Origin of the sequence: Lentihominibacter sp. (assembly GCF_046951855.1) — a bacterium.
Classification (GTDB): Bacteria; Bacillota; Clostridia; order Peptostreptococcales; family Anaerovoracaceae; genus Lentihominibacter; species Lentihominibacter hominis.
The window spans coordinates 1-7,170 of the sequence record NZ_JBKTXS010000052.1; the positions used below are offsets into that span (position 1 = coordinate 1).

The 7,170-nt window shown below is 41.4% G+C and carries 7 protein-coding genes; 1 reads left to right on the forward strand and 6 read right to left on the reverse strand.

The window, feature by feature from the left end; genetic code table 11:
• The 6 genes from ACLR96_RS09755 to ACLR96_RS09780 form a co-directional block, all read right to left on the reverse strand.
• Positions 1–126: pantoate--beta-alanine ligase (locus tag ACLR96_RS09755; protein WP_412265801.1), on the reverse strand; the 126-nt coding region annotated here is incomplete at its 3' end.
• Between the two features lies 1 nt (position 127).
• A complete protein-coding gene (gene panB / locus ACLR96_RS09760) occupies positions 128–961 on the reverse strand; it encodes a 3-methyl-2-oxobutanoate hydroxymethyltransferase (RefSeq protein WP_177269783.1) in 834 nt (277 codons plus the stop codon).
• 46 nt (positions 962–1,007) lie between these two features.
• The gene (locus ACLR96_RS09765) at positions 1,008–2,003 is read right to left on the reverse strand and encodes a Rossmann-like and DUF2520 domain-containing protein (protein ID WP_412265803.1); all 996 of its coding nucleotides are present in this window, start codon (positions 2,001–2,003) and stop codon (positions 1,008–1,010) included.
• 191 nt (positions 2,004–2,194) lie between these two features.
• Positions 2,195–3,604 carry an aminotransferase class I/II-fold pyridoxal phosphate-dependent enzyme gene (locus tag ACLR96_RS09770; RefSeq protein ID WP_187525075.1) on the reverse strand — a complete coding sequence of 470 codons (1,410 nt, stop codon included), beginning with the start codon at positions 3,602–3,604 and terminating at the stop codon, positions 2,195–2,197.
• 12 nt (positions 3,605–3,616) lie between these two features.
• The gene (locus ACLR96_RS09775; protein WP_177267504.1) at positions 3,617–4,261 is read right to left on the reverse strand and encodes a cyclase family protein; all 645 of its coding nucleotides are present in this window, start codon (positions 4,259–4,261) and stop codon (positions 3,617–3,619) included.
• A gap of 5 nt (positions 4,262–4,266) precedes the next feature.
• Complete coding sequence (locus tag ACLR96_RS09780; RefSeq protein WP_177267505.1) at positions 4,267–5,634, reverse strand: amino acid permease; 1,368 nt, start codon at positions 5,632–5,634, stop codon at positions 4,267–4,269.
• Between the two features lie 185 nt (positions 5,635–5,819).
• On the opposite strand from ACLR96_RS09780, the gene ACLR96_RS09785 reads away from it, so the two are divergent.
• Positions 5,820–7,170, forward strand: a 1,351-nt coding sequence (locus ACLR96_RS09785; RefSeq protein WP_412265798.1) for a PucR family transcriptional regulator ligand-binding domain-containing protein, incomplete at its 3' end; no start/stop codon positions are given.

Consider the following 7,170-nt stretch of genomic DNA (forward strand, 5'->3'; position numbering starts at 1 on the left):
ACTTATGAGAGATGCATGGCCTTCATGGAGCGCACCCATGGTAGGTACCAGACCTACTGTAAATCCGGACGTTTTCCATTCTCTCACTTTTTTTCTTACATCATCTATCGTATTTGCTATTATCATTTTATTTTTCCTTGAGCTTTTCTACTATCTCATCGTCTATCTTAAACTCATGAGCCTGTGCCGGGAAAGTTCCCTCTTTAACTTCTTGATCGTAATCATTAAAAGCTTTTACCATAATATCACCCACATTGGCAAAGTGCTTTACGAATTTAGGCACATAATCGCTGAAAAGCCCCAACATATCCTGCCATACAAGCACCTGTCCGTCACAGCCGGCGCCTGCTCCTATTCCAATTGTCGGAATCATAAGCTTCTCACTTATGAGTGCAGCCAGCTTGGCGGGAACGCACTCAAGAACCACTGCAAATGCGCCTGCCTCCTGAACATCATATGCATCCTGCAAAATCTGCTCTGCTGCTTTTTCATTCTTTCCCTGAACTTTGAACCCGCCAAAGGCGTTCACAGACTGAGGCGTCATTCCTATATGCGCCACTACCGGTATACCTGAATCTGTAATGGCTCTTATATGCTCTTTCACAGCAGCTCCCCCTTCGAGTTTCACTGCATTGGCTCCCGTTTCCTTTATCAATCTGCCTGCATTTACGACTGCATCATATACAGAAGGTTGGTATGACATGAATGGCATATCCATAACGACAAATGTTTGCTTCACACCCCTTACAACAGCAGCACCGTGATGGATCATATCCTCCATTGTAACAGAGAGCGTATCTTTATATCCCAACATTGTATTCCCCAATGAATCTCCTACCAGAATCATATTTATTCCGGAAGCCTCCATCAGCTTCGCTGTAGAATAATCATAACATGTCAGCATTGAGATCTTCTCACCATTTTCCTTCATTTTCAATAAACTCGCAACCGTATTTTTCATCATCCTCTTCCTTTCATATATTTGACTGCTTGTAAGCAGTCTTTACTCATTTATCTGCCAAAATCTCCTTCATCTTTGCATAATCTCTGTCCTGATGTCTGCTTTGAGCCATTCGCACAAGCCTGCGGCTCAGTATTCGATACAGTTCCTTTTCATCTTCACTCTGAAGACACTGTAAATGTTTTTGAACAGTTACGGTATCATTTCTTTCTATTGGTCCCGTCAAACTCTGTGTCGGATCTGTATCTGCGATATGAGCCATGTTTCCCACCAATATAGGCGCCAGTGCTTTCACGGCTTCATTCTGAGAGAACCCACATCTATACATCAGCTGCAAACTCTGATCTATGAGACCGCATACAAGATTGCTGGCCACAGCCGCTGCACAATGGTATGTCGTCTTATTTTCCGCTTCAATGATTCTTGTAGGATTCCCCATGCTTTTCATCGTCCTGCAAAGACTGATGAACTCGGGGCTGTGTTCTTTCTCTGCGTTGCCGGAAAGTATATTTCCTCCCTCCAACGTAAAAAAAACACCCGGCAGCTCCCGGTAAGCGTTATATTTATCGCTTACTGCGAACAGCGGATGGATAGAATATCCGTAGGCGCCTGTTTCTCCAATACCTTCAAAAGCATCCAGCGAAGACATTGCACCACTACAGTGACATATCGTTTTACCTTTTATATCGTATCCTTTCACCTGATTCCAGGTATCCTGAATACTTCCGTCAGGAACTGTCAGGAAGATAACATCGCACTCACGTATCAAAGCTTTCATATCATCATACGCCTGTGATTTTGTAAAATGTGCCGCATCTTTCGTTGACTTGCTGCTGCGGCTGAAATAGCCCTTTACACAAAGACCGTATTCATGCCCTCTTTCGGCAAAATATCTGCCGAGGCTGCAGCCCACCTTTCCTGCTCCAATAAACCCTATATTCAATCTACCGACCTCCTCTTCTGAGAGTGTCTTGTGTTCCTCCGTCTCGTTCCTTTCGGATATAAGCGTCCGGCTTTTCTGCCGTACCCGGAAAATGAATATGTCAGTTCTATTTTATATGGTATAGTTTCAAAAACGAATACCACCCATCCTTACACATGTTATCATAATACCGGCATTAAGAAAAGAAATTTTATTAAAACCATCGAAATTAACGTAAAAATGTTCCATACACCGCAAAGAGCATCGCAGTATTTACTTATACGATGCTCTCCGGCTATCATCATATTATCCTATTTCCCCACAAGAACTTCACCCCTGTCATTTACTCCTATAACCTTTTCACCGTCATGCCTGAGGGCTGTAATATACCTTATTATATCCGGTGTCAGTTCTTCTCCCGGACACACGAACGGAATTCCCGGAGGGTACGGTATTATGGAACCGGCACATATCGCCCCTTCCGCCTCTCCAAGAGGAACGAAATGCTTCTTTGACGGAACGCTGTGAAGCTTTCCTGCAGCAGGGATCTGATAGCGTCTTCTGCGATCCGCTCCCTCTGCTTCTGCCACGTGGGCTGTTTGTGATATTTCCTCAAGCGCTTTCAGAGTCTTCATCATATGATCTCTGGTATTGCCTATCCCTGTCATAAGCATCAGGATATCCCCCGTATAAAGTTCTGAAAATATACCTTTCTCCATTAGTCGTTTTTCCAGCTCTGCACCCGCTATTCCCAAATCTCCCATATCAAGATTGATTTTAGTGATATCCATATTATCGGCAGTCATTATTTTCAGTCCTTTTATACCGGCAGCTACATGGTAAAAATAATCAATGTTATCCCGCCACTCTCTTATGAGCTGTCTGCCATGATCTTTCAGCAAATCGGCATTGATATCCAGAAAGCTCATAAGTATATAAGACGGACTCGTGCTTTGTATTACCTGCAGTTTATCTTCCAGTACATAGCGATTCACTCGCTGAGAATTAAGATTTAAAACGGCGCTCTGTGTCAGCGACGCCAAAGTTTTATGTATGCTGTTGATAACTATATCCGCTCCGCAGTCTTCAGCAGAGGCAGGCATTGAATTACCGCATCCAAAGGTATGAAAAAATTTCAAGTGTGCACCATGAGCCTGATCTACAATCAATACCTTTTCCTCTTTATGAGCTATATCAGCTATCGCCCTGATATCGCTGCATATTCCATAATAATTAGGGCTTGGCAATATTATGGCATCTGCATCCGGGTTTTCTTTTATACATCGTTCTATCTCCTCAGGCGATATGGCTCCCAATATGCCATGTTCTTTTATAAACTCCGGAGCAGCGTATACCGGGTGAATACTTCCCAGTGTAAGCGCGTTAAATACTGACTTATGGCAGTTTCTTGCCATTATAAGCTTACCTCCCGGCTTCACTGCTGCCAGTATTGAGGCTATTATTCCTCCACTTGTTCCGTTTATCTGTAGGTATGACCGTTCTACACCATAAAGCTCACTGTATTTTTTCTGAACCTCTTTGATGATTCCCTCTGCCTGAAAAAGATTATCTGCTCCCGGTATTTCCGTGATATCACAGTCTGCAAGTCTGTCCAGAAATTCCCCATATCCATATTTTCTGAAAACAGCAGAGCCTTTATGTCCCGGCATATGAAAAGACACAGGCTCTATGTCCGCATGCTTCAGTAAAAATTCTCTCATAATACTACTCCATTATTCCCAAAATGCTACTGCCCTGATAGGTGCGCCATCCGCATTCTCCCATTTAAGGGGAAGGGCAAAGAACCAAAACAAATCATCTCCGCATTTATCTAAATCTTTGAGATTCTCAATATTTACTATTTCATGTTCTCTAAATAACTTCTTATGAATAGGCAGATCCTCATCGGCAATAGGATCAATTCCTATAACGTCAAGGCCGACGCCTTTTTTCCCTGTCTCTATTATAAAATTCACCACATCATCATTAATGCAGGGATAGTCACCGTAATAATCTTCCGTCCCCCATCTTTTATCCCATCCGAGATTAAAGAGCAGGAATTCCGCATCCTCTGCCTTTTTTCCGTATCTTGCTATTCTGTCCAGTGTTATAGTATCACCTTCTGTAAGGTCTTTGCAATCTATAACTAACGCTTTTCCCACAAACTGGCTAACAGGAAACTTATCAAGGGTTGTTCTGTCAGCAAAAAGATGATTGGGAGGGTCCATATGGGTACCTGTATGTGAATACATAGTCATCAGAGTTTCCTTAAATCCATCCTTTTCATAAGTATTAGCCTGCTTCAATTTGGGCTGCTCCGTTCCCGGATATACCGGCATGTCCTCTGATATAAAATGTGTAAGATCAATGATTTTCATGATTGTTACTCCTTTCTGTCTTCAGCATTCTGCCGTCTTTGAATTTTTTCAGCATTAGGTTTTGCGTAAATTTGATAGTAAACCATCAGAACTGCAAAGAAAATTATGATGCATATGGCAGTAGACAAACTTGACACGAATGAAGAATAAAATAGTATACCACATCCTATCAATGCAATTACAAAGAAAAATGTCTTGCCTTTTAATTTCCACGGAAGAGATCCATATTCATCTGCAAATTTTTTCTTATACATATAACTTGCTATCACGGTTATTATAAGGCATACGATACCGCAGGCGGTGGCCACATTTGCAAGCATTGTATAAGCATTACCCAGCTGCGGAACGATCCCAAGAAGCATCAGAACAATACCTATACAAAATGATACTGTCAAACCTACATGAGGAACACCTCTTTTATTGGTTTTTCCGAAAACCTTAGGCACTGCACCATGAAAGCTCATTCCATACAATAATCTTGATGCTGAGAATATTTCTCCTACAAGGCATGTCACACAAGCAATCCATGCCGCAAAATTTATTACAATTCCGGCTGCATCACCAAAAGCAAACTGGGCTGCCACGGTAAACGGAGATTCCATAGTAGACATTTCCTGATAATTTACGAGGCCGAGACAAACTACGATAGCAGCTGCATAAAGCAATATTATGGTTATGAATGCCCAGAACATAGCTCTTGGCATTATTCTGACATCCTTAGTCTCTCCGGCAGCGGCCAGAAGCGACAACGGCCCCATGTACGCATATGTTCCCGCGCATACAGCCAAAATAATTCCTTCTCCTCCAAAAGGTGCAAAAGGCTTATAATTTACGGCATCAATATTTCTCGAAACCACACCGGCCACGGTAAATACTGCCATAATCCCCACAAGCACTATTATCAAACCCAGCTGAGTTTTTCCTGTAACATCTCCTCCCAGAAGCGTCACGAAAAACACAATAGTCAAAATCAATATCCCCCATATTACTGCAGACAAATCCGCATTATTTGTCCACATAAAGAAATAATTGGAGATATATCCTGTTCCTAATCCAACAGATCCGAGAAATACCACATCCATTGTTATGTTTCCGAAAGCCGCCAGAATTCCCCATCGGGGCCCGAGAATCCTCTCGCTCCAGTTATACATAGAGCCAGCCACCGGCATCCCCACAGCCAACTCCGAAGCATTCATACATATACACATCAGCAAAAATCCTGCCACGGCATAGGCTATAATACAAGACGGCCCTGCCTGTTCGGCGCCTGAGGCTACCATTAGGAAAATACCGTCTCCCACCACAGCACCTACTCCCAACGCCCAGATCTGCCAAAACCCCATTTTTTTATTAAGATTTTCTTCTCTTTGCATAATTCACCTCCCAGTACAATCAAAATACCATTCCAGTCGACCGGTAAGCTTAACTTGATGCAATACTATAGCAAACAACATAAAAAAACAATATCGATTTGTCTGAATATTTTTTATTTTTTTCAGACAAATAGTATAAAAATATTGTATCATACACTTATATCAAAATTTCGGAGGTGACAACGATGTTTTCCATAAATGATTTTCTCGGCCTTGATCTCATAACATGGTATAAAAATCTCACTGATTCTGATATTCCTGCAGAAAGACCTATAGAATATGTTTCTGTCAATGACCTTCCTTTAGATGATTTCATCAGAAAAAATGAAATGGTTATAAGCATAGCCACACCCTACGTAAAGGATGAATGTCTAATGCATGAATTTATACAAGGTCTCATAAATGCCGAAGCCAGTATTTTCCTTTTAGCTATCCCCGGCGATGAAATGTCTCTGAGTGAAAATAACAGAAGGCTAGCTGAAAAAGGCGGTCTGCCTATATTGCTTATACCGTGGGATGTACGGTTTGCTGATATATTCGAAACTGTTCTTGGTTTTCTTCATCAAGACTATAATAACGCCGTCAAAAAAGTGGAAGGACTTCAGGAGGATATGCTTAAAAGTTTCCTTAACGGGACAGATTTAAAAGCTGCATCTCAGATAATATCAAAATATCTGGACTGTAAAGTATCCATCACTGACTGCAGCGGAAATGCTTTAGATGATGCTCCTAGAGCCGCTGACATGACAAGTATCCCTCTTAAATCCAATGGACATCTTTACGGTCATATACATATTAATACAGTCACGACTCAGGAGCTTCTTGATCTTCTGTCACACACACTTTCTCCGCTTCTTTCCTTATGGTTCTACAGAGATGAAATCATCGAACGTACGCAAAGCATGGCAAAAGAGGATTTGATCTGGATGCTTGCCAATGGCAGTGATCCCGGTTCAGAGAAAGTAACCAGAACTGCAAAGCTTATGGGAATGAACTTAAATCGTACATACGCATGCATAGTAGGCAGAGTACACCTCGAAGACAATCCTTCCAATGACTGGCAAGAAAACTGGATGGATTCTAATATAAATACTGTCAGAAACACTTTTATAAAAACTGCAGCATCACTGGGAAAAGATGCTATGATGACTCACCACAACAACGCCATAATAACATACCTCGAGATCTCACCCGCTTCAGGCAAAACTCAGATTTCAAAATTTCTGGATATAGCGGAGGAACAGCTAAAGAAAACATCAAAAAAGCTTATTTTTTCATGGGGAATAAGTGAAATAAAAGAAGGCCCCACAGACTACAGAAATTACTATCTTCATGCAAAACTGGCTGAAGAATTATGTACAGCAAATTTCCGTTATAACAAACGATATTATTATGAGAATACTCTTATCTACAATATGATGTCTACACTTTCTTCCGATGAAAATTTCATGAAAATTACTTACGATATTCTTACTCCAATCCTTCAATATGACAAAACTAAACGCACCAAACTAATGGAGACTTTAAGAGTATATC

Bases quoted from the DNA above. Each gene is read 5' to 3' on its own strand.
- panB (WP_177269783.1), bottom strand. From the start codon at position 961: ATGAAAAATACGGTTGCGAGTTTATTGAAAATGAAGGAAAATGGTGAG.
- ACLR96_RS09775 (WP_177267504.1), bottom strand. From the start codon at position 4,261: ATGAAAATCATTGATCTTACACATTTTATATCAGAGGACATGCCGGTA.
- ACLR96_RS09770 (WP_187525075.1), bottom strand. From the start codon at position 3,604: ATGAGAGAATTTTTACTGAAGCATGCGGACATAGAGCCTGTGTCTTTT.
- ACLR96_RS09780 (WP_177267505.1), bottom strand. From the start codon at position 5,634: ATGCAAAGAGAAGAAAATCTTAATAAAAAAATGGGGTTTTGGCAGATC.